This window comes from Candidatus Phycosocius bacilliformis, assembly GCF_003112735.1.
Lineage (GTDB): Bacteria > Pseudomonadota > Alphaproteobacteria > Caulobacterales > Aquidulcibacteraceae > Aquidulcibacter > Aquidulcibacter bacilliformis.
Window position 1 is genome coordinate 1 of the sequence record NZ_BFBR01000009.1, and the last position, 24,822, is coordinate 24,822.

The 24,822-nt window shown below is 55.5% G+C and carries 23 protein-coding genes and 1 pseudogene; 13 read left to right on the forward strand and 11 right to left on the reverse strand.

Annotation, left to right across the window (positions count from 1 at the left end):
• The 3 genes from PbB2_RS16115 to PbB2_RS13160 form a co-directional block, all read left to right on the forward strand.
• Nucleotides 1-661: hypothetical protein (locus PbB2_RS16115; protein ID WP_305790473.1), on the forward strand; the 661-nt coding region annotated here is incomplete at its 5' end.
• Nucleotides 662-729: 68 nt separating this feature from the next.
• Complete coding sequence (locus tag PbB2_RS13155) at nt 730-2,583, forward strand: hypothetical protein (protein ID WP_108985799.1); 1,854 nt, start codon at nt 730-732, stop codon at nt 2,581-2,583.
• Between the two features lie 113 nt (nt 2,584-2,696).
• Entirely contained in the window at nt 2,697-3,377 is a 681-nt protein-coding gene (locus PbB2_RS13160; protein ID WP_133245807.1) for a hypothetical protein, read from the forward strand.
• Between the two features lie 21 nt (nt 3,378-3,398).
• Here the strand turns inward: PbB2_RS13160 and PbB2_RS13165 are convergent, their stop codons facing one another.
• Both PbB2_RS13165 and PbB2_RS13170 read right to left on the reverse strand, forming a co-directional pair.
• Complete coding sequence (locus PbB2_RS13165) at nt 3,399-6,494, reverse strand: efflux RND transporter permease subunit (protein WP_238165019.1); 3,096 nt, start codon at nt 6,492-6,494, stop codon at nt 3,399-3,401.
• Nucleotides 6,491-7,822: an efflux RND transporter periplasmic adaptor subunit gene (locus tag PbB2_RS13170; protein WP_192576338.1), complete on the reverse strand. Its 1,332-nt coding sequence runs from the start codon at nt 7,820-7,822 to the stop codon at nt 6,491-6,493. The genes PbB2_RS13165 and PbB2_RS13170 overlap by 4 nt, the downstream gene beginning before the upstream one ends.
• 157 nt (nt 7,823-7,979) lie before the next feature.
• On the opposite strand from PbB2_RS13170, the gene PbB2_RS13175 reads away from it, so the two are divergent.
• From PbB2_RS13175 to PbB2_RS13185, 3 genes are read left to right on the forward strand one after another with little or no spacing between them, the layout of a single operon-like run.
• Nucleotides 7,980-8,666 (forward strand): TetR/AcrR family transcriptional regulator, encoded by a 687-nt coding sequence (locus PbB2_RS13175; protein WP_108985802.1) that lies wholly within the window; start codon nt 7,980-7,982, stop codon nt 8,664-8,666.
• A gap of 25 nt (nt 8,667-8,691) precedes the next feature.
• Entirely contained in the window at nt 8,692-9,603 is a 912-nt protein-coding gene (gene bla / locus PbB2_RS13180) for a class A beta-lactamase (protein ID WP_108985803.1), read from the forward strand.
• A gap of 7 nt (nt 9,604-9,610) precedes the next feature.
• Nucleotides 9,611-10,285, forward strand: a complete 675-nt coding sequence (locus PbB2_RS13185; RefSeq protein ID WP_108985804.1) for a glutathione S-transferase — start codon at nt 9,611-9,613, stop codon at nt 10,283-10,285.
• Between the two features lie 28 nt (nt 10,286-10,313).
• Here PbB2_RS13185 and PbB2_RS13190 read toward each other — a convergent pair whose 3' ends face one another.
• From PbB2_RS13190 to PbB2_RS13210, 5 genes are all read right to left on the reverse strand, one after another.
• Nucleotides 10,314-10,730 carry a hypothetical protein gene (locus PbB2_RS13190; protein WP_108985805.1) on the reverse strand — a complete coding sequence of 139 codons (417 nt, stop codon included), beginning with the start codon at nt 10,728-10,730 and terminating at the stop codon, nt 10,314-10,316.
• A complete protein-coding gene (locus PbB2_RS13195; protein WP_108985806.1) occupies nt 10,727-11,695 on the reverse strand; it encodes a hypothetical protein in 969 nt (322 codons plus the stop codon). The genes PbB2_RS13190 and PbB2_RS13195 overlap by 4 nt, the downstream gene beginning before the upstream one ends.
• Nucleotides 11,696-11,817: 122 nt before the next feature.
• Complete coding sequence (locus PbB2_RS13200; protein ID WP_108985807.1) at nt 11,818-13,122, reverse strand: sulfate adenylyltransferase subunit 1; 1,305 nt, start codon at nt 13,120-13,122, stop codon at nt 11,818-11,820.
• Complete coding sequence (gene cysD / locus PbB2_RS13205) at nt 13,122-14,030, reverse strand: sulfate adenylyltransferase subunit CysD (RefSeq protein WP_108985808.1); 909 nt, start codon at nt 14,028-14,030, stop codon at nt 13,122-13,124. Before cysD ends, PbB2_RS13200 begins: the two co-directional genes overlap by 1 nt.
• Nucleotides 14,031-14,091: 61 nt before the next feature.
• Entirely contained in the window at nt 14,092-14,874 is a 783-nt protein-coding gene (locus PbB2_RS13210; protein WP_108985809.1) for a phosphoadenylyl-sulfate reductase, read from the reverse strand.
• 250 nt (nt 14,875-15,124) lie between these two features.
• Here PbB2_RS13210 and PbB2_RS13215 point away from each other — a divergent pair, with 250 nt between their 5' ends.
• Genes PbB2_RS13215 through cobA form a run of 3 tightly spaced genes read left to right on the forward strand, consistent with a single transcriptional unit; the run spans nt 15,125 to nt 18,203 of the window.
• Nucleotides 15,125-16,816, forward strand: a complete 1,692-nt coding sequence (locus PbB2_RS13215) for a nitrite/sulfite reductase (protein WP_108985810.1) — start codon at nt 15,125-15,127, stop codon at nt 16,814-16,816.
• Nucleotides 16,816-17,436, forward strand: a complete 621-nt coding sequence (locus PbB2_RS13220; RefSeq protein WP_238165021.1) for a DUF934 domain-containing protein — start codon at nt 16,816-16,818, stop codon at nt 17,434-17,436. The genes PbB2_RS13215 and PbB2_RS13220 overlap by 1 nt, the downstream gene beginning before the upstream one ends.
• Nucleotides 17,433-18,203: a uroporphyrinogen-III C-methyltransferase gene (cobA, locus tag PbB2_RS13225; RefSeq protein ID WP_108985811.1), complete on the forward strand. Its 771-nt coding sequence runs from the start codon at nt 17,433-17,435 to the stop codon at nt 18,201-18,203. Before PbB2_RS13220 ends, cobA begins: the two co-directional genes overlap by 4 nt.
• Here cobA and PbB2_RS13230 read toward each other — a convergent pair.
• On the reverse strand, nt 18,200-18,652 hold the full coding sequence (locus tag PbB2_RS13230; RefSeq protein WP_238165022.1) for an OmpA family protein: 453 nt from the start codon (nt 18,650-18,652) through the stop codon (nt 18,200-18,202). The genes cobA and PbB2_RS13230 overlap by 4 nt on opposite strands.
• Nucleotides 18,653-18,810: 158 nt before the next feature.
• Between PbB2_RS13230 and PbB2_RS13235 the strand changes: the two genes are divergently transcribed.
• From PbB2_RS13235 to PbB2_RS13250, 4 genes and pseudogenes are all read left to right on the forward strand, one after another.
• Nucleotides 18,811-20,346 (forward strand): cryptochrome/photolyase family protein, encoded by a 1,536-nt coding sequence (locus PbB2_RS13235; RefSeq protein WP_108985813.1) that lies wholly within the window; start codon nt 18,811-18,813, stop codon nt 20,344-20,346.
• Entirely contained in the window at nt 20,333-20,566 is a 234-nt protein-coding gene (locus PbB2_RS13240) for a DUF2805 domain-containing protein (RefSeq protein ID WP_108985814.1), read from the forward strand. Before PbB2_RS13235 ends, PbB2_RS13240 begins: the two co-directional genes overlap by 14 nt.
• A gap of 42 nt (nt 20,567-20,608) precedes the next feature.
• Nucleotides 20,609-21,274: pseudogene (locus tag PbB2_RS13245) on the forward strand (TonB-dependent receptor domain-containing protein).
• Between the two features lie 211 nt (nt 21,275-21,485).
• On the forward strand, nt 21,486-22,193 hold the full coding sequence (locus PbB2_RS13250) for an HAD family hydrolase (RefSeq protein ID WP_108985815.1): 708 nt from the start codon (nt 21,486-21,488) through the stop codon (nt 22,191-22,193).
• Here PbB2_RS13250 and PbB2_RS13255 read toward each other — a convergent pair.
• Genes PbB2_RS13255 through PbB2_RS13265 form a run of 3 tightly spaced genes read right to left on the reverse strand, consistent with a single transcriptional unit; the run spans nt 22,178 to nt 24,713 of the window.
• On the reverse strand, nt 22,178-22,657 hold the full coding sequence (locus tag PbB2_RS13255; RefSeq protein WP_108985816.1) for an ASCH domain-containing protein: 480 nt from the start codon (nt 22,655-22,657) through the stop codon (nt 22,178-22,180). The genes PbB2_RS13250 and PbB2_RS13255 overlap by 16 nt on opposite strands.
• On the reverse strand, nt 22,654-24,036 hold the full coding sequence (locus PbB2_RS13260; RefSeq protein WP_192576340.1) for a sensor histidine kinase: 1,383 nt from the start codon (nt 24,034-24,036) through the stop codon (nt 22,654-22,656). The genes PbB2_RS13255 and PbB2_RS13260 overlap by 4 nt, the downstream gene beginning before the upstream one ends.
• A complete protein-coding gene (locus PbB2_RS13265) occupies nt 24,036-24,713 on the reverse strand; it encodes a response regulator transcription factor (RefSeq protein WP_108985818.1) in 678 nt (225 codons plus the stop codon). The genes PbB2_RS13260 and PbB2_RS13265 overlap by 1 nt, the downstream gene beginning before the upstream one ends.
• Nucleotides 24,714-24,822: the final 109 nt, after the last annotated feature.

Below are 24,822 nucleotides of genomic sequence, written 5' to 3' on the forward strand. Positions count from 1 at the left end.
AAAGGCTCTCGTGCAACGTCAGATCAAGCCGCTTGATGTGCTGATTGGTTCGCTCGGCTTCGTGATTGCTTTGCCAGCGCTTAGCTATCTGACGGCCGGTACGCAGGCATTGCAGCAAGGCCTGTCTTCCCTCAATCCATGGGGTGCATTTGCCCTGCTGGTTTTTGAAGTCGTGCCTTGGCTGTGGGTGATGATCCGTTTAGGCGGAGGCGGCAAGCTTGGCGGCGATATTCTGGTGCTGACCTTTGGTCTTCTTTTCTTGATCCCTTTCGGCCAAGTTGGTTCAGGACCAGATTTCGAGATGCGCGCCTCAGTCCCGGCACTCGCTATACTGGCAATGATGGTTGCGATGGGCCTCTGCGATAATCCCCGCTTGAAATCAGGAGGCCTTAAGCTCGGGATTATTATCATCATCTGTTGTGCGTCAGTAACTGGGCTGTTTGAAGTTGCACGTGCTTTCCGCTACGCACCTACCCCCAAGCCACAATGTGCTTTACCCCAGATTTGGTATCAACAAACTGGCCGTGTCGCAGAGCTTGATACCTATCTCACCAGAACAAGCCATGTGCCATCGTGGTTACGTGCACCTAGCTCGCGTTCTGTGCAGGTTGAAACAACAACAGCGACTTGCTGGTCGAAGCCTTGGGCAACACCACGATGACAATGGCGGGCGATCGACAACGTCCCTCGCAGCGTCCATCTGGGAGGATTGACTGGCCATTTTTAGCCATGCTTTGCCTTGCGAGCCTGCTGATTGTTGGCCTTTGGAGCTATCCGCTATTTCAAGACGTTTATCGACGCGATCTCATCTATGATTCAGACTCGGTTTTGCGCTTGGTGGAGGTCCGCGACCTGCTGAATGGCCAAGGCTGGTATGACATGCGCCAATCACGGCTTGGTTTTGGAGAAGGGACTGCCTGGCATTGGTCGCGACTTGCTGATCTTGGGCCCGCATTCTTGATCCTTCTATTTGGACCATTCATGGGCACGGCCCAAGCCGAACATTGGATGATGATCACTTATCCACCGTTGGTCTTCATGCCACTCATCCTGCTGCTCTATTGGGCAGCGCGTCGTGTGGCAGCCTTGATTAAATGGCCGGATTGGGCCGAAGTTCGGGCCCCGCCCCGCGATTGGGCCTTGGTTGGCATTTTGGGTGTCATGATTATCCAAATGGATAGTGTTATTTTTCATTTTCTGCCGGGTCTAATCGATCATCACAGCCTACAGATGATTGGCCTGGTTGCCTTTGTCGGTGCCACCCTTGGTCCAAGAAGCTTTGCCACAGGCCTGATCGCCGCAGCTGGCCTGAATTTTGGTTTGGTTGTCGGTATTGATGGCTTGCCGTTTGTGATCGGCGGCCTTTTCGGCCTTGTACTGGTTTGGACCCTGGACCCTTCTGCGGAGCGTGGCTTTCTGCGCGGGCTTGGTTGGGGAACCCTCGGGTTGACTGCAATAAACCTCGTGATTTTTATGCCTCGCCCGCTCAACACCATGTGGTGCGATAGTTGGACACTCCCCCTCGCCAGCGGCCTTTTTGTAATGGGTCTATATGTGTTGGCGCTGGCAGACCTCGTTGCCCATCTCAAAAGACCCTTAGCACGACTGGTTGTTGCAGCTTTGGTCGGGATAGCAATCTTATTCGGCCTGTTGGTGCTCTTTCCGGCATGTCGCGACCCCTCGCAACTTTACGACCCACTGTTTCAAACTTACTGGATGGGGCAAGCGGAAGAAAACTTAAGTCCATGGATGGCGGTAACGCAAAATCCGCTGGCAATCCTGCCGCAACTTTTCGGACTCCTCGCGATTGGTTTCGCATTTTATCTTGTTGTTTACAAATGGCTCAAGCTAAAGGAGGTTTTGCCTGCTTTGGCCGTGCTGGGCTTCGGCCTTGTTGGCAACGCGCTCTATGTTCGTGCAGGAGCGATGTTATCGCTCAGCGCTATCATCATTTTTGCGCCATCGATTTTGGCCTTGTTAAGGACGATGAAACCTGGGCCTAAGCGAGCTTCAATTTGGGCTCTTACGGTGCCATCGGCTGCCATTTATGCATTCACAATAGTCTTCATGCCAGTGGGCAAGCCTTTGATCACGAATACAAGTCAAGAGAGCCAGTCTGAAACTTGGACCGAATTTGAAGATTCATCGGTAAGGTTACCCATTCAAGCCGTTCACTGTTTCGGCCCCGAACAGTTGAAAGTGGTCCAAGCCTTGCCGCCCAGCCGAATTCTGGCTCCTTTGGGCCAGTCAGAGTATCTTTTGCATACCACCCACCACACCTTGGTTTACTCTGGCTATCATCGCTTGAACCATGATCTGGCCTGGGTGATGCATTGGCTTTTGGCATCTCCGAAAGAAGCCGCTGTCCGACGTAGCCAGCGGCCATTCGACTATCTCAGCATTTGTCCACGCAATGTCCAGTTTCGCCACTTCGCCCGCGATTATCCCGATAGCTTCATTGCCGGACTCATGATGGGAAAAGTCCCAGATTGGCTGGTTCCAGTTGTTCCCTTGCAGAGTGGAGGTATGATCTATCGGGTTCAGCGCGAACTTGGTTCACCTTCGCAAGCAAAAGTACAATAAGCGATCAGCTCTTGAACGTTATATGATAGATACCAGAAGTTTACACAGCGCGATTAGATTGTGTTGCTAGGGGAATAGCTGTGCCTAGGGACAGCGCTTACAGGGAGACAGCGATGGACCTAACAACAAACAACGGCTCTGGAGGTTCAGGTCCAGTGCTTTTGGTCGCTGGTCTCATCGTCGTTGCGGGTGCCGGGTTGGGTCTGCTCACCCGACCTACGACCTCTGCTGGGGAAAAATCTGCAGCGTCAGCGGCTGTTACGGGCGCCCCTGTCCCTGCTCCTGAGGTAACGGTCCAAAGAAATGAGGTCATGGATTTGGTGGATCAAGGCCACATCTTATGCTTTTCACCAAATATGAAAGCCAAAACTTGCGAGGTAATGGTCAAATATCGCAAGAACTTTGATGGGAGCTGGCATGAAGAGGCCACGATCCTGCTCGATCGTCGCGGGCCAATCGATATCCAGATTGTGGGAAAGGTTTATTTGAAGGATGGAAAGATTTGCACAACTGTGCCGCCCAACCCTGCAAACACTATTCGGATACGCATTGATGGCAGCAATATCTCCCCCAAAGATTATCAACAAATCTACAACAAGCAGGTCAAAGAATTGGCCCCGCTTGTCGGTAAAGAAGGTTGTTCAACTGTAACGCGGAAGAATGGGCTTTTTTACAGCTCATTTAAAATTGACGGCGTTGATCGACGTTTCCGACGGGAGGTTTTTGCTGTCGTCAAAGCTGACGCTGGTTTCGATCCTGTCGCGATGCCGCAGGGTCGCAGCTATGGCAGCTAAAGTAGGCTGATTTCAGACACTTTATGAACCAGAAAGAGCTTCAGTTGCCAATCTTCGGGCTTCCGACTTGCGTGCAGTGAGGTAATACATCACAGGCGTCGCGATCCGGGAAAGGAAGGTTGAGCTGATCAAGCCACCAATAATGGCAATCGCCATAGGCGAGTATAGGCCCGATTGTTCCAACGCCAAGGGTATCAGGCCGCCGATGGCGGTGACACTGGTCAATAGAACGGGCAGGAAGCGTACCTCCCCCGCCCGCTCAATGGCCTCCATCAATTCAACCCCTTCACGACGCAATTGCTCGGTAAAGTCGACCAGTAGGATTGAGTTTTTGATCTCGATACCAATTAGGGCTATGATGCCGATTGTGGCGGTAAAACTCAGGGAATTTCCGGTAAGCCCTAAGGCGGCAATCGCGCCAAACATGCCCAGCGGGATAATGCCCGCCACAACCAGCGCTGTCTTGAATTTGCCGAATTCCAGCACAAGTACCGCCAAAATGCCAAAGAGCGCGATCATGAAAGCTGCACCTAGACCTGAAAAACTTTCTGATTGGGCAGCCGCTTGTCCGCCAAGCTCAATTCGGAAGCCAGGTGGCAGTTTGATATCCTGATTGATGCGCGTGAGTAGCGTATCCGTGACCGACGCGGTCAGATAGCCATCAGAAGTCTGGCCTGTGAGGGTAACCACGCGTTCGCGGTTGACCCGATTGATTGCCGCTGGCGTGGCCACCAATTTGGGATCGGCAAATGAAGATAAAGGCGCAGAACCGCCCGCATTGGTTGGCACATAGATCCGGTCAAGGTCTGCCAAAACATTGCGTCCTGCCGTGGGCAAGCGCACAACAACGGGGAAATCGTCGCCCCGTTCGTCCCGAAAGGTTCCTGCGGTTTCTCCTGCCAAAGCTAGACGGGCCACCCGGCGTTCAAGCCCCGCTGGGATGCCTAGAAGGGCCGCCTCTTGCGCATTTATGCCAAGATCGACATCAATTCGATCTAACCTCAAGGGATTGACCACATCACGTACACCAGGTGTGGCTTCCATCAATGTCATCACTTGACGTGAGATGTGTTGTAATTCGCTGATATCCTCGCCGAAAATGCGCACTGCAATTGGGGCCTCAACAGGTGGGCCATTGACGAACACTTCGACGGTGAACCGTGCCCCTGGATAGCCCTTTAGGTCATTGCGTAGAGCCTCGATCCAGCGTTCGCTTTCCTTGCCTTTCCAATAATTCTTTTGGACAAAGACTTCAGCGTAATTGGTAGCATATTCGCGCTGGAAGATGTTGTAGAAGATTTGTGGATTGCCGCGGCCGAGATTGGACATATACCAATCTACTTCCCCCGCCTTCTTGCGCGCTTCCAAACGAGATTCGACAAAGTCCATTGCCTTGTTGGTTGTGGCTAAAGATGTGCCTTCAGGTGTCTCGATCCGAACCAGAAATTGGGGGATACCAGCGGGTGGAAAAAGGCTCTGTCCGATTACGCCTAAGATTGGGATAAAGGTAAAGCAGATAGCAAATACGATCGCTAATGCCGCCCAAGGCTTTGCAAGTGCTCGATGTAAAATAGGCGTATAGAACTCATGAATACCTCGGTTGATACGCCGTAGAAGCGGATTGCCTTCGGGGTCTTCATGTTTGTTCAGCAGCCGACTTGCAAGAAAAGGGATGACGGTCAATGAGACAAATAGTGAAGCGGCAATGGTCAATAAGACTGTCACGGGCAGCGATTTGATGAACTGGCCAGAGCCTTCAGGAAGGAAGAGGAGCGGGAGGAAGGCCAACATCAACGTGGCTGTGCAACCTAGAACCGCAACTGCGATTTGGCCGGTCCCATTGATCGCCGCCGTTACTCGATCCTCACCCTCTCGGATCCGTCGGGCAATGTTTTCAGTTACCACGATGGAGTCATCCACCAGCAGACCAAGGGACAAGACAAAGCCAGCAATGGAAAGCTGGTTCAAGGTGAAGCCCGCAGTCTGAAGCCAAAAAACCCCGATAAGCAAGGACATGGGGATCGACAGCATGACGACAAAGCCAGCGCGCACTCCCAGAGGCAAAAGGGTAATCAGCACCAGCCCTAAAGCAATGCCGAAATCCCGATAAAGCTTGCCGAGGCGATGGTTGACATTGGTTGATTGATCAAATGCCCGCTCAAGCTTAATCCCAGCTGGCAAGCGCTTCTCAAAGCTATCAAGTCGGGACTCCAATCCGTCGCGCACCCGTTTCACATCAACATTATCGCGTTGTTTGACGGTGATGAACATGGCGCGTTTGCCATTCAGATAGGTCAGATGGCTCGCTTCCGCTGTGTCCCAGTTTACATCGGCAACATCGCGAACGCGTACCACGCGATTGCCTGTGGCGAAAACAGGGACATCGCGGATCTGATCTAGGCTCTTGTAAGCGCCTTTGGTTTTGACATTAAACCGCCGTTCTCCAGCATGGATGGCACCGATGGGTGTATCGACTCCGGCGTTGCGCAGCGCGTCCGCAACTTGGGTGGGCGACAATTGCATAGCGGCCAGACGGCCAGCATCAATCGATACACGCGCTTCGGATCGTGGTGCGCCCCAGTATTCTGCCTTGCGGACACCGGGCGAGCGGTCAAGTTCTTCGCGCAGATCATCAGCGATAGTTTCCATCCGTTTCCAGGGGACGAGGTCGGATACCAACGCGACCTGCAGGATATTGGTCTCTGTCGTTCGTGCCCGGCGGACATCAAGCCGCACAATCCCGGCCGGCAGGCTGTTGCGGATCGCATTTACCTCGCGGATGACTTCATCATATTTGCGTTCGGGATTCGTACTCCACTCGAACTCAGCAATGATGGTGGCAACTCCGTCCGCAGCGAAGCTGCGTACTTCCTTCACATCATCAAGACCGTCAACGACATCTTCAATCGGTTTGACGAGTAATTCTTCAACATCCTTGGCGTCTGCGCCAGGTAGTACCACATTGGTAATTACGATGGGGATGGGAAAGTGGGGGTCCTCAGATCTTGGGATTGAGGAGAAAGCGTTGAGGCCCAAGAGGGCCAAAAGGGCAAAGGCCAGAAGCGTGAACTGCCAGCGCTGGACGGTAAAGCGGGCGGGGTTAAGTTGCGTGATCACGGCCGCGCCTCAACGACCTTTACGAGGGCTTTGTTTGCTACATAGGCACCGCCCGAGGTCACAACGCCGGTTCCAATCGGTATGCCCCGCACCAGCGCCTGGTTGCCTTGTAGCCGAATGAAGTCAACTGTGGCGAGGCGGACAGTCTTTTGGTCGCTATTGAGTACGAACAAGGTAGCCTTGTTACCATTCACCCCAATTAGGGCTTCAGTCGGTACCAGAACCTCATTGGTTCTTGCTTGTTGGCTGGATGCTGTTTTGGAACGAATACGGGCATCAGCGAAGAAGCCCGTTTTGATCTCACCGGCATTGTCTACTGCAATATCGATGTCAAATGCGCCTGTTCGTGGATCAGCACGTTGAGCCACACGGGTCACAACACCCTTGAGATTGCGGCCAATCGCCGACACATAAACATCGGCACCGTCGCCCACTTGTATTCGCGCCACATCCTTGTCCGAAACAGGTGTGCGAAGGATCAGTGGCGATTCCTCGTCTGCCACAACTAGAATAGACTGGCCAGGTGCAGCAATTTCGCCGGGCTCGGCCGATCGTGTCAGCACGATCCCCCGAATTGGCGAGATGAGTCGGGCCCACCGACGGTCGAATGCTGCTGCCGCGACCACAGCCTGGGCGGCGCGCGCGCGACCGGAGGCAGCTTGTACACCGGCTTGGGCGGCTCCAGCGCCAGCTTCAGCTTGGTTGATTCCCGCATTGGCGGCTAGCGCAGCTTGCCTTGCTGCATTAAGTCCAGCTTCCGCTGAACGCAAGCTGGCCTCCGCCACATCCATCCTTGTCTTGCGCGTATCGAGGCGAGCCTCTGAAACATAACCTTTCTGGGCGAGAGCTGCATCGCGTTCATAATCGCGTTGTGCATTGGCAAGATCTGCTCGGGCCTGAGCCAATGCTGCTGCAGCACGGCCGGCATTAGCTTCAGCTTGAGCTTGGCCCGCGCGTGCAGATGCAATGGAAGATGTGGCGGCTCGCGCCTGCTCTACCGCTTGTCCGATTCCGGCACTGGCTTGCATGGCTTGGGCCTGTGCTTGAACGATTTGAGCTTCTACTTGTGTTGGATCAATGCTGGCGACCACACTGCCCTTTTCGATTAGCTGGCCTTCACGATAATTGATTTCCCGCAATACCCCACCAATTCGGAACGATAAATCAACTTCTTTCTCGCGCCGGAAGGAACCCGTGGCGAGAATTTCATCCTGTGATGCAACAGCTTCAGCGCGTTTGATTTCGACAAGGACTGGTTCGGCCTGTCCGGACTTTCTCCCATCGCTGCATCCTGCTGCGATAAAGGAGACAATAATGAACGCGGCCAAGATCTGGCCGCGCCGCTGGGCGCCCCTTTCCAGGGGCTGTTTGGGTGGACAAGGTAGGCTCTTCATAAGGGTCCATTTCGGGGAGAAGACTTTTTGGTTGGACGTTTAACCTATCAGTGATAGGATGACGCTATTTTCATAGAGGTCAAGAGCAAAAGTGTCGAACATCGGAAAAAAAATCGACAAGAAGACCGCTACTGGTATTTTGAGGTCCTTATCCGCGGCCCATCGGCGACCACCTGCGGCCCAGCGCCTCAAAGGCGCGGATCGGCGCGAGGACATTCTCAACCATGCCGCCCGTTTATTCTTGTCTTTTGGCATTGCTGGGACTTCCACTCGGATGATTGCCAACGCTGTTGGTATCTCTCAGCCCAGCCTGTACGCCCATTTTCCCACCAAAGAGGCATTGGCGAATGCTCTTTCGGCGAGAGCTTTTGCCCAGCTTGAGCAGTTAATTTGTCAGATCAGATCAGCTGAGATTCCGGCTCCGGCGCGGCTGGAGGCTCTTGTTCGAGGTTATATTGGCTTCGCACTGGATCAAGGGGTGGCTTATAGAATCGCCTTCATGCTGGAAGGCCCAGCCCATGATGAAGAGATATTCAACCCAGATATCAAGCCTGGCATGGCCGCCTTTGACGGCTTTCGGGACGAAGTGGCCCGCCTGCAGGCGGAAGGCCACCTGCGCTCCGGCTCTCCCGATCATCTGGCACAGAGTTTGTGGGCGAGTATGCATGGATTATGTGCTCTCTTACTGGCGCGTGGTGAGTTTCCTTGGGACGATGTTCCCGCCTTGATTGACTTCCACGTGCAAATCATTCTGGCTGGATACCAGAAACTGGCCTGATCGGGGCAAATTCACAGGGTTCCACATGCCTCTATTCCCCTTTCCAGATCGGCGTGCTGCGTTGGGATTGCTTTTGGCTGGTACAAGTCAGTTTGCGGGCTCGACTATGCAGACAGCGGCCAAGTCGCTTAAGGCTCTCGAAGCTGAGGCTGGGGGTCGCCTAGGAGTCTCTATTCTGGATACATCGAACGGTGAACTCGTTGGACATCGCCAAAATGAGCGCTTTGCGTTGTGTTCAACTTTCAAACTTATCCTTGCTGCGGAAGTGCTGCGCGATATTGATCTTGGCCTACTGCAAAGGGATCAATTTGTTTCCTATAATCAATCTGACATGGTGCCACATGCGCCGGTCACGCAAGCGCACCTTGCTGAAGGTGGGATGAGGCTGATTGACCTAGCACGAGCAACGCAGGTTACCAGCGATAATCCTGCTGCCAATCTATTAATCCGCCTCCTTGGTGGCCCTCAAGCTGTGACCCGCCGCTTTCGAGAGGCTGGAGATCGCGTGACCCGACTGGATCGATATGAGCCTATGCTAAATCTCGTGGAACCAGGCTCCCAGTTTGATACCACATCGCCCGCGGCGATGGCGCGACTCGTTGCGCGCTATTTGATCGGTGATTATTTGTCAGACTTGGCTAAGCGCAGCCTTACCGGATGGTTGGTTGAAACCACAACCGGCCTTCGACGCATCCGAGCTGGTTTGCCATCTGGCTGGCGGGCTGGAGACAAAACGGGCACCGTTGTTGGTACGAATGGACAAGATTTTTACAATGATGTTGCTATTATATGGCCACCAAGCCACCGCCCCTTGATCGTTGCCGCCTACTATAACCCTGCTGTCAGTTCAGCTGAAATCAATCCTCTGCATGAAGCTGTGTTGGCCAGTGTTGGACGCATCGCAACGACAAGGGCTATAATCGGCTGGAAGGCTTAAATCGGTCATGAGCCTTTATCCAATCCTCTACAGCTTTCGTCGCTGCCCTTACGCCATACGGGCTCGGATGGCACTTGCATATGCTGGTGTTGATTTCGAATTGCGCGAAGTGGCTCTGAAGGCCAAACCGGCACACCTAATCGAAGCTTCCCCGAAAGCAACCGTGCCTGTACTTGTTCTCACCGACGGCCGTGTAATCGATCAAAGCCTTAGCATCATGCGCTTTGCCCTGGAATGCTACGATCCGGGGAACTGGCAAGCTGGCTGGAATGGGGACGGGCGGAATCTAATCGCCCAAACAGATGGCCCATTTAAGCAAAGCCTAGACCGGTACAAATATCCCGCGCGCTTTGGCCTCACCGCTGAAATTGGCCGTTCGGAAGGCCTAGTTTTCCTATCCGACCTTGGGACCAAGCTGGCATGCAATTCCTATGTTTTGGGCAACCGCATTTCATTGGTTGATGTAGCGATTTTTCCCTTCGTGCGGCAGTTTGCGGCGGTTGATCCGGCCTGGTTTGCAGCTCAGGACTTACCGCATTTGCACCGTTGGCTATCTGAATTGATCGGGTCTGATTTGTTTGGCCATGTGATGACCCGTTATCCCACATGGTGCCCGGGTGATGAGCCGGTGATATTCCCCCGATTTAGGGACCGCGTCCCTGCCGGAACAAACGGGCAATAACCGTCAAGGCCGCAATTTTCCCATCTGCTTAGTGGACTGGGATGCCGCGTGCCTTTAGCGCTTCGATGAATGCTTTGGATGAGCCGAAGCAATAGCCGGGAATGCGGTAGGAGGGTCGATGCTTCAGATCGAGCCATAGGCTAGGCTGACCGTCAGAGAAGCTCTTAACACGCACCTGGGTAATCTCGCTCAGACCAAATCGCTCCTCCCAATTGTCCTTGAATAGATGCAGGCTCGATTGGCTGAGTGCTAGACCGCTGCGACTATTTGTGATCAGCATGATTAGGGTCATCAGTCCTGCCGATCCAACTGGTACGAGGAAATACCATGGCGCATTGTGAGCGAGTCCCACGCCAATCATGATTAGGCTTATGACCGTGGCGAGATATACCGCCGGGCGACGACCGCGCTGTTCGAATACATAATCTTGCATCGGCTGGCTCATTCCCGCTCTTCCTTCCAAACCTGCTCACATATATCGCTGGTCAAAAGCGTGTTTTGGAGCCAGTCATTTTCCGGATGTGCCAAGCCTACATAGTGGCGAGCTTCCTCCAATTGCCTCTTCTGGCAAGAGGCCCGCTCGAAAAACCGCCGGTTACGTTCAACAGGAAAACGCGAATAGACATCCAGCATTGACTGGCGCAGCACCGACCATCGCGAAACCTGCTGAATGAGTTGACAGTCGCAAGAATCCATCTGCCAGAGAAGTCGGACATACATACCAGTCCCCTCGGTGGCGCGTGCCTTGTCCATCGCATAGCGGGCGAAAGATTCCATCTCTTCGGCACTTCCCCCCCATTGAGGCATGAAGGACCAAAAAGCACTGGAATATGTGCGCAAATAGGCCGGTTCGCGTTCTGTTGCCTCGTCCAGAAACGCTTGATAGGCCTCACCTGTAACGCCCAGCCCGCGATAAATACTCGCGGCCACAGCATAATATTCAGGATCACGTGAGGCCATCGCTTTGTGTCTTTCAAGTAAAGTGCTTGCGCGTGTCAGGGTTTTATAGAAGTGGTCCCAGTCCACATTGAGAGAACTCGCGTCACGGTAACACCAGGCTGTCCACTCCAGTAACTTTGCTTGTACGATCACTGGTGCAGGGTTGTTTGGATGTTCGGTTTGCCACTGGTCCACAAAGTTAGCTTTTTCCGCTTTGCAATTCTGGCCAGCGCGCAGACCTTCGGACAAATAGCCATCGAGTGCCTGATAAAAGAGATCCAATTCCCATACGCCGCTTGGCGTGCGTGAGCGAGTTAGGCGGAAACGTTCTTCCATCGCGCTCAGCGTGTCAAAATCGCGAGCGTCGACAGATGCTTTGATGGTGTCGAATAGTTTCCGTCGGATCGGGATTTCAGCGTCTGGAATGGCTGCAACCACTGGGGCTGCTTGAGGCTGGGCTCGAGCCGTCATCGATATTGGACCGAGCAATCCGATCAGGACCAAACATGCCGTGATAAGAAACCTATCCATCCTGCCCCCAGAGCAGTCACCAGAACACGCCTCTACTTTAAACCAAACTGATTGATCGAGGCTTACCCGACTGGCTCAAATGATGGTTGATTGAAGGCCTCGGTGCTGCGGATCATCCCTGCAGCAGCGGTCTGGTTGGTGGTTGGGTCCACCAGTATGAACGCCCCGGTCTTGGGATTAGCAGCGAACAGATCGCCAAGGATCGGATTCTGGGTCTGGATTTCGACCAAGGCAATATCATTGAGTTTAAGCCCTTCGCCGCCACGCACTTCGGTCAGATCAACCATGTCGCGCACATGCAGGATGGAATTGATGCGGGCTGAGGGGCTGGCCGTGCCTTGCTGCAGCACATAGCGACGGCCAGGGCTCCAGGCTTGGTCATCCAGCCAGCACAGATCGGCCACGAGCCGGTTGACATAGACAGCCGCCCCGTCGCTCAACACATCACCCCGGGCGGCATCAACCTCCTCATCGAGATAGAGCGTGACCGACAGGCCCGCTTCAGCCTCAAGCAGGCTCTGATCATAGGTTTCAATGCCTGAAATGTGCGCCTTGACCTTGTGAGGGCCAATGGTGACCTCATCGCCAATTCTGACACGTCCGGTCTCGATCCGTCCGGCATATCCGCGCCGGGCGCTGTGCGTATGGCCATCAACCCGCACGACACGCTGGATTGGGAAGCGCAAGGGCAGGTCACTGAGATCGGTCCCCCCGCCGTGTTGCTGCAAGATCTGGATCAGGCTGGGACCCTGATACCAGGCCGCTGTCTGCTCGCGGTGGACAACATTATCCCCCGACCGCGCATTGATTGGCACAATGGCAGGATCAGCGATGCCAAGGCTGCGGCTGAGCCGCTTCAGGCTTTCTGCGGCGTCGCCAAAGGCGCTTTGGGACCAGTTCACCAAATCCATTTTGTTGACGGCGAACACCACTTTCAGACCCAGAAGATGGGCGATGGTGGCATGTCTGCGGGTCTGGACTTTCAAATGGCCCCGATTAAGCCGTGAAACATCAACCAGAACAATGGCCACATCGGCATTGCTGGCCCCGGTCACCATGTTGCGGGTATATTGCTCATGGCCTGGGGCATCGATTACGATGAAGGAGGTCTCAGGCGTGGCAAAATAGCGATAGGCCACATCAATGGTGATGCCCTGTTCGCGTTCGCTCTCAAGCCCGTCGGTCACAAAGGACAAATCAAGGTCTCCTGCCTCCGCCCGGCTGAACCGGGCATTGGCAAGGGCATTAACCTGATCACTCATCAGGGCTTTGGAATCATGCAGGATGCGCCCGATCAGAGTAGACTTGCCGTCATCAACGCTGCCGGCGGTCACGATGCGCACGAGGCGATTATGGGCCTGGGTCATCAGAAATAGCCTTCTTTTTTGCGGCGCTCCATGGCGGCTTCATTGACCTTATCATCAAGCCGGGTTGCCCCGCGTTCGGACAAGGTGCTCTGCCGGGTTTCCGCAATAATGTCTGCAACGCTTGTGGCCTGGCTTTCGATGGGGCAGGTGCAGGTCATGTCGCCGACAGTGCGAAAGCGCACCATACGCTCTTCGACATGTTCACCCTCAGCTTCTGGGGTGACTGGGGTGACAGGGCGCCACAAATCGCCATCGCGGACGACCCGGCGCATGTGGGCGAAATAGAGATCGGGCAAGGCGATTTTCTCGCGCTCGATATAGGTCCAGATGTCAAGCTCGGTCCAATTAGACAGCGGAAAGACGCGGAAATTCTCGCCTGCATGCAATCGGCCATTGTAAAGGTCCCAGAGTTCAGGCCGCTGCGATTTGGGGTTCCAAGCCCCAAACGCATCACGATGGCTGAATACGCGCTCCTTGGCGCGGGCTTTGTCCTCATCGCGCCGGGCACCGCCAAGCAGAAGATCAAAGCCATGGGTTTCGATGGCTTCCAGCAATGTCACGGCTTGGGCAGCGTTGCGGCTGGCCAGCGGGGAAGCCAAGCGCACACTGCCGCGCTGGATTGAGTCTTCCACATGAGCGACAATCAGACGCTCTTCCAGACGGCGCGCAGTCGCATCCCGGAAGTCGGTAACCCCCTCAAAATTGTGCCCTGTATCCACATGCAGCAGTGGGAATGGCAATTTTTCAGGCCGAAAGGCCTTGAGTGCCAAATGGAGCAAGACGGCGCTGTCCTTACCGCCTGAAAACAGCAAGGCTGGATTGCGGCTTTGGGCGGCTGCTTCCCGCAGAATATAAATGGCTTCAGATTCAAGCCGGTCGAGATGCAGAAGGCGGCTAAAAAAGGTCATTGTTTTGGGTCCAGTTGGTTGGGCGGCGGCACTTGGTTAGGTACTTGCTTGGGGCACTTGGTTACACGGCGGAGACGGGGCTGTTGTCTGAAATGGGGGTGTGCAGGCCACATTCTTTGGTATCGGCGGTTTCCCACCACCAACGCCCATCGCGGGCATGTTCGCCGGGGCGTATCGCGCGGGTGCACGGGTCACATCCGATCGACACATAGCCGCGCGCATGCAACGGGTTGAGCGGCACATCAAAGCGGTCGGCATAGGCCAGCACATCATCCCACTGCCAGTCCGCCAGCGGATTGAACTTGATCAGCCCGTGGGCTGTGTCCCCTTCGCGCTGCTCCAGCCGCTCGCGTGTCAGCGCCTGATCCCGGCGCTGCCCGGTTATCCACGCGTGATAGCCCGCAAGCGCACGGCCCAGGGGTTGGGACTTGCGAACCCGACAACAGGCCTGGCGCGCCTCAAGGCTTTCATAGAAACCATTCTTGCCGAACGCGCCGATATAATCGGCCACAGCCTCTGCCTCTGGCTCAAACACACGCAACTTCAGCCCGTAGCGCGTCTCGGTCCGAGCTATCATGGTCAAAGTGTCAGGATGAAGGCGGCCGGTCTCCAATGTGAAAATGTCGATCGAGAGGCCAAGCCGAGCAATCACATCGGTCAACACCATGTCTTCGGCGGATAGGGAACTGGCGAGCGTTGTCGGTCCCTGACGGTCAATATCAGCAAGACGGGCCTCAAGCTCTGCAATAAGTTGGTCCAGTCGCGCTGCCGAGGGCTCTGGCACCGAAACCGGTTTGGCGTCGTCCCGTTTGACGTCTTTATGTGTCCGATCGAGCAGGATCATGGCATGCCTGACTTTCCCAATGCGCCAGAACAGCTGGTCGCGTCCTGATCGACATAGGCAGTCCGGCTTCCTCAAACGACAGATTGAGGCTTCACCATGCCATTAGCAAACCTAACGAGAGCCACGCTTCACCGCCTAGTTTAAGGATTTCTGCGCCAATCATCAGAACTTCTAAACGACATGTTGAGCAGAGGCGGATTGCGCGCGCGAACTACAGCCCGGATACAGGCAGCCACTCAAAGGCCGCCTTATGTACATCTATAATGACATTGACCAAAGTATTGTTGACGCCCGTGTGCGTCAATTTGCTGACCAGACCGATCGCTATTTGAGCGGTCGCTTGTCGGAAGACGAGTATAAGCCCTTGCGGCTTCAGAATGGCGTTTATGTCGAGCGGCACTCCCCCTTGTTGCGGATCGCCATTCCCTATGGACTGCTATCGTCGCGCCAGCTGCGCATGCTGGCCCAGATTGGGCGGGTCTATGATCGGAACTTTGGCCACTTCACCACGCGGCAGAATATCCAATTCAATTGGGTGCGGCTCGAAGACGTGCCGAACATCCTCGGCGATCTGGCGACAGTCCAGATGCATGCCATCCAAACCAGTGGCAGCTGTATCCGCAATGTGACAACAGATCACTTAGCCGGGGTCGCACATGATGAGCGTGTTGACCCCCGCCCCTTAGCAGAACTGATGCGGCAATGGTCGACCTTGAACCCTGAGTTTGCCTTCCTGCCCCGCAAGTTCAAAGTGGCGTTCAACGGCGCGGTTGAAGACCGGGCAGCCAGTGAAGTCCATGATTTGGCGTTTGAGGTCTATTGCGATGAGGCCGGCGAGGTCCGACTGATTGTGAAAGTGGGTGGTGGCCAAGGCCGGACCCCCCGCGTGGCCCCGGTGATCAAGACTGGCCTGCATTGGCGGGACATGCTGTCTTATACAGAAGCGGTCCTGCGCACCTATAACCGCTGGGGTCGTCGCGACAATATCTATAAGTCGCGGATCAAAATCCTGGTGGATGCGCTGGGGGCTGAGCGGTTTTCCGCTGAAGTGGAACAAGAGTTCACCCATCTAGTGGGTGGTCCTGCGACATTGCCTGCTGGTGAATTGGACCGCATGACGGCCTTTTTTGCTCCACCTGCCTATGTCACGACACCGTCTTGGGACCAGGAAGAGGCCCGGCATCGTCTGGCCGATCCCCGTTTCAATGCGTGGGTCAAGCGCAATGTTGCCCGCCACAAGCGCGATAATTATGGGGCGGTCACCATCAGTCTCAAGTCGCCGGGCATCGCCCCCGGTGATGCCACCAGCGACCAAATGGATGCAATTGCAGATTTGGCGGATCGATATTCATTTGGCCAAATCCGGGTTTCCCATCATCAGAATTTGGTTCTGGCTGATGTGGCGCGCTCTGACCTGTGGGCTTTGTATCAGGCCCTTGAGGCGTTGAAGTTGGGTGAGCCAAATGTTGGCCTTGCCACAGATGTTATTTGCTGCCCCGGCGGCGATTATTGCGCTTTGGCCAATGCCAAATCCATCCCGGTTGCGGCGGCGGTGCAGGATGCCCTGGCCCCAAAGGCGCAGGATATTGGCACGCTCGCCATCAAGATGTCGGGCTGCATCAATGCCTGTGGCCACCACCATGTCGGCCATATCGGTATTCTGGGTGTCGATAAGAAGGATGAGGAATGGTACCAGATCCTGATCGGTGGTCGTACGGACACCCGCACGGCCCTAGGTCAGATCATTGGTAAGGCAATCCCGCGAGATGAAGTCGCCCCGACGGTGTCGCGGTTGACCGATTTCTACCTCAACCAGCGTCAGCCCGGTGAAATCTTTGTCGATGCGGTTGAGCGCCTTGGCAAAGCCGCCTTCCTTGCTGCGGCTTTTCCATCCGAACCAGCCCCTGCCTCCCCCGATCTCAAGCTCAAGGAAAACGTCTGATGAGCATTTTGCTGAAATTGCATGACACTGGCGCTGTGGGCGTCGTTACCCTGCCTGAGGGGACTTTCCGTCCTGCGCCTCCCGCCAATCCCATCCCGGATATGGCAATCGTCAATGCCGGTCAGGGCGATGTCCGCAGCCTGATCCGACCCAATGTTAAGCAGCCCGAATCCCCCAGCGTGACGGCGTGGGAAGCAGGCAGCTTTGTCCGCTTGGATGACTGGCTTGCCCGTGATGTGGCGGATGTCGAAACAGGCCCCCGGGCGCTGGTGCTCATGCCGACAGAGGATCCCCTGTCGCTGGCCGGGCATTTGGACGGGCTTGATCTGATTGCGGTCGAGTTTGCCAAGTTCAATGATGGCCGGGGCTATTCGATTGCCACCCTCTTGCGGTCGCGCTTGGGCTTTAAGGGCGAGATTCGTGCCGTTGGCGACGTGCTGGTCGACCAGCTTTTTGCCATGGTGCGTTGCGGCATCAATAGTTTTGCTTTGCGCGGAGACCAGCGCGAAGAAGATGCCCGCCGTGCTCTGGCCACTTTCCCGGCTGTTTATCAATGGGGTGCGGATAATCGCGACTTTGCCTTGGCAGCCAAACGCCAACCCGACCGGGCGGCTGCATGACCGGCCACGTCCATCTTGTGGGTGCTGGGCCAGGTGCGGTTGACCTTTTGACGTTGCGCGCTGCGCGTCTGATCGAGCAGGCTGACATCATCCTGTATGATGCGCTGGTGAGTGACGACATTCTGGCGTTGGGCCCTCAAGCAAAAAAAGTGCCCGTTGGAAAACGCGGCGGTCGGGTCTCGATGGACCAGGCCCTGATCAATCGCCTTTTGGTGGCCAGCGCCCGTCGACACCGCGTCGTCGTGCGTCTCAAGGGGGGTGACCCCATGTTGTTTGGCCGTGCACACGAAGAGATTGAAGCCTGTGTGCAGGCTGGAATTCCTGTCTCTATCGTTCCAGGCATCAGCGCTGCATTCGGTGCGGCGGCATCCTTGTCGACGTCGCTCACCCGGCGAGGCCTTTCACGTTCGGTCACATTTGTAACCCCGACTGTCGCACGCGGGGCTACGACGTCGCTGGCATGGGCCAAGGCCGTGGCGGCTGCGGATACGTCAGTGATTTATATGGGGCGAACCGATGCAGGCGTGATCCGTGACACGCTGTTGGATCTGGGCATGGCTGCAGACTTGCCCGTTGTCTTGGCAGAAGCCGTTTCGCGGTCAGAGGCGTTCAGCATTAAGGGCGTGCTGGGCGACTTGCCCAGCTTGGCGGGCCAAGTCGGAGAAGGCCCAGTCTTGATGATGATTGGCGATGTGTTTGCCGCAACTGAAACCGAAGTCGATCTGGTGCCAGCCATGATCAAGCTGCAAACCGCCCAGACGGCCTAAGGCCGGGTCAGCACAAAGACGCTGCCGATGGGCCCTTTAGGGGCTTGGGCGATCAAGGGGCCTTGAGCGGTCGTGATGATCCTTTTGTCGGCAATGCCCTGACTGATCAATATTTGCTTGACGATGGCGGTGCGCTCTTCCCGGTTATCGAGGCTTGAGGGTGGTGCGTCATCGCCGGAGACCGACACTAGAATGACACGCCGTTTCGGGCATGTGGCCAATTGATCGGACAATCGCACCACAACTTGGGCCGCAACCGGGCTCAATGTGCTCTCGCTGTGGGGAAAATAAATCCGGGTGGCTTCCCCGGCGCAGATATCCTCCCCAACCACAAAGCTTTCTTCAACAGCTGCTGTCGGGCTCGCACAGCCAGTCAATGCTATCGCACTGCAGAGACATAAAAGCCCCACGCCCCGCTTCAGGCTTGAACCTCTTAGGATTTGAATCATGCGGCTGCCCCCAGTCCGTTGCATGACCCAAAGCTAGGCGAAGCTTGATCAGCTGTCGACCCACAAATCATACAGTCGCCGAATTGGATTGGCACTATTTGGCTGGATTTGGTGCCCACCTGCCCTAGCTCTAGCGCGAGCATCAATTCGGACCACTCATGACCTCTCTACGCGTCATCCTCGGCGACCAGCTGTCGCGTTCAATTTCGGCCTTGCAGGGTGCTGTTCCCGGCCGGGATGTCATTTTGATGGTGGAAGTGCAGGAAGAGGCTGTCTATGTCGGCCACCACAAGAAGAAGATCGCCTTCATTCTTGCTGCCATGCGCGCCTTTGCCGATGCTCTGCGCGCCGAAGGCTTTGCGGTCGATTACGTCAAGATGGATGATCCTGCCAATTCGGGCTGTTTTGGTGGTGAGCTTGAGCGCGCCATCGCCCGCCATCGCCCTGACGGACTTGTGCTGACCGAAGCATCCGAATGGCGGGTGGTGCAGATGCAGCGGGCCTGGGTCGATACGCTTGATCTGCCGATCCACTTGCTTGCTGATAACCGCTTCATCTGTGACACCCCCCGCTTTCGGGCCTGGGCGCAGGGGCGCAAGACCTTTGTGATGGAGCATTTCTATCGCGACATGCGCCGCTTGACCGGTCTGTTGATGGATGGTGATCAACCGGCCGGTGGGCGCTGGAATTTTGACCATGATAATCGCAAACCTGCCAAGCATGACTTGTTCTTACAAATGCCGCGCCGGTTTGAGCCCGATGCGCGCACCCAAGAGGTGTTGAGCCTCGTCGACCAGCGTTTTGGCCATCATTTTGGCGATCTTGAACCTTTCTGGTTTGCCACGACACAGGCTCAGGCCGAAGCCGCGCGCGATCATTTCATCGCCAATCATCTGCCCCGGTTTGGCGAGACCCAGGACGCTATGCTCGACGGCCAGCCTTTCTTGAACCATGCGGTGCTGGCGCTTTATTTCAATATCGGCCTCTTGGAGCCCCTCGATGTGTGTCGGCGCGCCGAAGCGGCTTGGCAGGCAGGACACGCCCCTCTCGCAGCCGTGGAAGGTTTCATTCGCCAGATCATAGGCTGGCGAGAATATGTTCGCGGGATCTATTGGTTGCACGCTCCTGATTATGCCAATGCCAATTATTTCGGGGTCGGCCGTCCCCTGCCAGACCTGTATTGGACCGGCCAGACCAAAATGGCCTGCATGCGCGCAGCAATCGGCCAGACCCGCAAGGAAGCCTATGCCCACCATATTCAGCGCTTGATGGTCACCGGTAATTTTGCCTTGCTTGCCGGTTTGGATCCCCACGACGTGCATGAATGGTATCTGAGCGTTTATGCCGATGCCTTCGAGTGGGTCGAGGTGCCAAACACAATTGGCATGGCGTTGTTTGCCGACGGCGGCATCATGGCTTCCAAGCCCTATGCCGCCAGCGGGGCCTATATCAACAGGATGAGCGATTATTGTGCTGGCTGTTCATATGATCCCAATGTGAAAGCTGGTCCCCGTGCCTGCCCGTTCAATCCACTCTATTGGGACTTCATTGGCCGCAATGAAGATAAGCTGGCTGGCAATCCCCGCATGGGCCCCGTCTTTGCCACTTGGCGCAAAATGGGGGAGGCCCGCAGGGCCGAAATCAAAGCGGACGCAGCACGGATTCTGGAGGCGCTCGATCATGGCCGCCTCTGACACGCTGGACGAGGCCACCCTCAGCGAGATCATCGCCATGGCCTTAAGTGATCATGTCCGCTTTGAAGATATTCGCGCGGAGCACGGCTTGTCCCCTGATGCGGTCAAGGCCCTGATGCGAGCCCATTTGCGCCCAGGTCGTTATCGGGCGTGGCGCAGGCGTGTGCGTGCTTTTTCAGACCGCCACCCGCGCTACAAATCCGCCCGCGCCTTAGCTTAAGTGAACCTTTAGCATCTAAGCCGTCTCTTCCTGCGCTGCGCCGTGCTCGGTCATCAGGTTAGTCGTTTCATTAACCACAATGATGTTCCCACCGATGCCGCTGGCCTGCCGCTCTTGGGGGCCCAAACCACCCGGCCCGAATCGGTCAATCAGTATGAAGCTGGTCTGAAAACGCGACTTTTCGACCGTAAGGTGACGTTCAATCTATCGCTGTTCCGTACCGATATTGAAGACTCTCAGGCCCAGGTCACCAATGGCTAATTGGGTGTCTTGCGCGGCTATCTGGCCAATGCTGACCGTGTCCGCACCCAAGGTGTTGAGGCTGACCTTGCAGCCGATATCACCGATCGCTTGTCGGTTTACACGAATGTGGCCTACACGGATGCGACCTATCGGCGGTTTCGCGACGCCCCCTGCCCGCCAGAACTCTCTGGCGGGGCTGCTTTGACACCTGGTCAAACGCCCGGGGCAGCGGGTGTTCCTGGTGCTATCAGTCCTGCCAATTGCGACATTTCAGGCCAAGTCTTGCCTGGTGTGTCCAAATGGGCGCTTTCCTTTGGGGGTGAGTATGCGTGGCCCGCCCGCCAAATCGGCAAGGACGGCGATTTTTATGTCGGTCTGGATGGCAATTACCGCTCGCGCTTTTCTTCCAACCCATCGCCATCAGCCTATACTTGGATTGACGGCTATTCGTTGTTGAACGTTTGACTTGGGTTTCGCACCCCGCAGGGACTTGATCTGTATCTGTGGGGCCGCAATGTGCTTGATGAGGACTATTTTGAGCTTCTGAATGTGCCAGGCGGCAACACGGGTCTGATCACAGGTATCCCAGGCGATCCCAGAACGTGGGGTGCGACATTGAAAGCAGAATTCTGATTGCCGATTTGCCATCGCGAGCGGTCTGGACTAACCCATTGCCATGTTGTCCCTGCCGCGCTTCTGGCCGTGTCCGCCCGCCCATGTGATCTTTGATTGTGATGGGGTGTTGGTCGATTCAGAAGCCATCTCCAATGAAGCCAGTGCCGCGTGGGCCACCAGCCTAGGCTGGCCCATGCGCGCCGCAGACGCCCGGGCTCATTTTCTTGGACTGTCTGACCAGACCATGTATGCGTGCATCGCAGGCCAGATCGGACATCCGATCCCACCTGCGGCCATAGCGGCTTTTGAAGCACTCTTGAAAGATCGCTTTGCCCAGGATCTCAAGGCCATTCCAGGGGCGGTTGAGCTGGTCAAGCATTTGTTTGACCGTCATGTGCCATTGTCTGTGGCATCAAGCGGTCAGCGCGACAAGGTTCGCACCAATCTTGCAAAAATCGGCATATTGGATTGCTTTGCAGGCCGAACCCATTCGGCAAATGATGTGGCCAAGGCCAAGCCCGCCCCAGATCTTTATCTGCGCGCCGCCCATCATGCTGGTGTGGCGCCAGCAAGTTGTATCGCGATTGAAGACAGTCCCAATGGCGTCAAGGCAGCTGTGGCAGCAGGCATGGCGGTTATTGGCTTTGCGTATGAGACATCAAAAGAAGCTCTGCTGGGAGCAGGTGCACATCTTGTTGGTGAAACCATGGCCGAAATTGGGGCCTTACTTGACCGCAGCCTTGACCAAAGAGCTCAGCCTGGAGGGTGAGTGCGGCCGGCCAGAAGCAAGTGGGCCTCCTGTTCCTCGCGCATGACGATGTCGGCTGCCTTGGCGGCAAGATCATGATCAATAGTCTCAACCAGTTTGAACCTTTCCCACCACAGCAGCATATCGGGGCTAAACTTGCCTTCTTGCTCGAAAAATTTCTGGTGGGTGATCCGCCAAAAGGCCAGACTGCGATCCCCTTCGCCTTCGGTCCACGCAAAATCAGCATCGATGTCGCTAAACCGGCATTGGCCGACCTCTAGGGTTTCGATGACGGCAACAGGTCGATCGGCGACTGTCACAACCCAGCGCATCCCCGCCTCGGTCGGATTTTCGTCCAAGCCGTTCCAGACGGTCGCCTGTTTGCGACCTGCGAGGATCAGCCCGGCAAGCTGTTCTTCCATCCCGTTGGAGCCAAAGGATGTTGTTGGCAGGCTTTGCCACCAGACATCTTGGTTCGAGTTCATGTGGACCTAGCTCCATGAAGACCGATACTTGCATGGGGAAGGTTCAACGTTACGCGCAGCCCGCCAAGCACACCATCGGACAGTTCAAGAGAGCCGCCATAGGCCTGAATGATTTCTTGCGCGATGCTAAGGCCAAGCCCGGTTCCGCTAAGATGGGCGTCAAACTTCTGCCCGCGCGAAATCGCCATGCGGCGGAGATGGGGCTCGATTCCTGGCCCATCATCATCAATAATAATACGTAGACGAGATGGATCACAGATTGTCGCAATCTTGATGCGCGATTTTGCCCATTTCCGAGCATTGTCCAGGAGTGAGCCAATCAGTTCGGTCAAGTCGCTTTGGTCCAGTTTCACCTTGTGGTCAGCATCTACTTGGACATCCCAGGTCAAATTCTCTGTTGCGCTAGATCGCGCCAATGCGTTGGCGATCTGATTGATAATGGGCGCAAGTGGAAGCTCTACCAGCCGCCCCAGGATTGGGCCATGGATATGAGCTCGTGCGAGATCGCGTGTTGCGCGATGCTCTAGTCCGCCTACGATGTCACGTATAGAAGCCGCTGCGGCGCTTAGCCCTGCTATCTCAATTTCATCCGCACGCGCCATCAACACAGCCAGAGGTGTCCTGAGGCTATGGGCTAAATCGGCAGCCCGCTCTCTGGCTTCCCGGGCCTGACGCTCGCTGGCATCGAGTAAGGCATCAAAATCTCGGGCAAAGTCATCCAATTCACTTGGAACAGTCGAGGTTAAGCGCTCTTGTAGTCCCGCGTGAACCAAACTGAGTGCGCGGGAAGCCTGATTTAGCGGACCCAACAGGATTTGGCCTTGTATGAATGTCAGTACTAGAAGGCCTAAGCCCAATAGAATAAAGACTGGCATGGTGTCGCTCATGATGGCATGAACCTGGCGCTCCAACAGATCTCGTTCAATTGCAACCGCAAAGCGCCAGCTCTGCTTGCCCTTTACTCCCTCAGGAATCCGCCGTTCCAGCACCATAAGCTCGGTCCCATCTGGGCCGAGAACAATATGGCGATGGACAATATTGAGGGGCAAATCATCCTGTGGCAGCGCAATGGTAAAAGTCACCAGCGATCCAGATCGGACCGTGGTTTTCGATTTGTCATCGACAATCTGCCAGTATAGGCCAGACAGTGGCTCTTCAAATCGCGGGTCCGGTAATGTTTTGGGGACCAGCGTTATGAGGCCGTTTTCTAGCTTTAATCCCCGCGTCATGAAACGAAGGTCCGCTTCCAATTCGCTGGCTGTGCTTTTGTAAACGTGACTTTCAAACGCAGCCCGGAACCCGAGCGCAGTAATGAGCGGCAAGATGATCGCACTGATCAATCCAATCGCCCACAGCCCGACACGCAATGACTTGGCCATTAATCTAGGCCCGATCCATGACGTTGTTTCCATTGATAGCCATAACCGCGACGCGTCATAATCCGATCCGATCCAATCTTCTTTCGCAACCGCATCATGGCGGCTTCGATGGCATTTTCCCGACGCAATTCGTGATCACCATAAACCTCCTCGCACAAACTGGCCTGCGACAGGTTCTTGCCCGGCGCGCGCACCAAGGCACTCAAGATGCGAAACTCTAGCGGGGTGAGGTCAATCGGCCCAGAACTATCGCTTACAGCGCGAAACCGCAAATCGATGGTTAGGTCTCCATCTCTGATGATATTGTCCGCTTGGCCTGCACCTCGCCGAACCACCGCATGAATACGGGCCAATACCTCATCCAGTACAAAGGGCTTGACGATATAATCATCCGCGCCAGCATTTAGGGCATCTACACGCTCGCTCCAGTTTCCCCTTGCCGAGACCACCAGAACTGGAAGCTTAACCCCCTCAGCTCGCCAGCGCTTGAGCACAGAAAGCCCATCCAGTTTGGGCAGATTCATGTCCAGAATCGCAACTAAGAAAAGCTCGGTATCGCCTCTTTCCCATCCCTCTTCCCCATCGGTTACAAGGGTAGGCAGAAAGCCAGCTCGCTCTAAAGCCCGAGCAAGCATAGATCCAATCTCTGGCTCATCTTCGATGATTAGGACACGCATTTAACCTCCGCAACACCCGCCTAGCCGAGCTTGGCTGACAATTCCCTGACAAAGCGCATCAGGTTTTTGCTGCAACGTGTCTTCTAACAGCGCGACTTCATCTTGTGTG